The following is an 863-nucleotide window of genomic DNA, read 5'->3' on the forward strand; positions in this document are numbered from 1 at the left end:
GAACACGGAAGTTAAGCTCTCTAGCGCCGATGGTAGTTGGGACCTTGTCCCTGTGAGAGTAGGACGTCGCCAAGCAACTAAAAACACAAGTCATTTGACTTGTGTTTTTTTATTTCCCATGAAATAGATTTGGTTCCATTAATAAAAAATTTGAAATATAGTAAGGAATTTTTTGAGCAGAAATACTTAGAAATTGATAAATAAATGGATAATCTTCAGAACCATAACTTCCAAGTAAGTCATACCACCAATCTGTTTCATATCTAGAAATCATGCTTAAATTATAGAGCAATAAATAATGAATGAGGAGTTCAGGTAATATTGGCTTAGGATTTCTAGGGTCAGTCGTAAGTGGCAAATAATAAGTATTAGTAAGATGTTCATAGTATAAAGGAGTACTGTACATAGGATTCCATGATTGAATGGGCGCTGTAAAAAGTAAATTCGATTCATTAGTCTTCTCAGGTACGTGTTGTATTGATAAATGCTTACAAGATGTTTCAATGTAACGAGAAAATCTCTCTTTAGTCATATGTAATCGATCTAGTAGGTTGACTGAAAAGGAGAGCTCATTTTTAATTGTTGAATCAATTTTATATAAAGTTGATCCTTTTTGACTATAACGAAATAAATTTTGTAATTCTGGAATATTTCCCATTAGTTCTAACATGTTAAATTTTTCTGCTTCTAAGTGTTTCATGTGAAACAGTTGTTCTGCAACATGAGTAAACAATCCGTTTTTTTGTACCTTCACCCATGCCCATCAACTTAAAAATCTTCACTACCCCCAAGTGTAAAAAAACGTTATTCTTTCTAAAAAAGCTAGACTAGAAAGGATGACGTTTTCTTATGAATCTCTCGAT

The 863-nt window shown here is 32.7% G+C and carries 1 pseudogene; it reads right to left on the reverse strand.

The features are described 5' to 3' along the window. Positions 1–109: 109 nt before the first annotated feature. Positions 110–754 (reverse strand): annotated as a pseudogene (locus MR168_RS33010) (YaaC family protein); the annotation flags it as partial. Positions 755–863 lie beyond the last annotated feature (109 nt).

This window comes from Bacillus cereus group sp. BfR-BA-01356 (assembly GCF_022663635.1).
GTDB classification, from domain to species: domain Bacteria; phylum Bacillota; class Bacilli; order Bacillales; family Bacillaceae_G; genus Bacillus_A; species Bacillus_A cereus.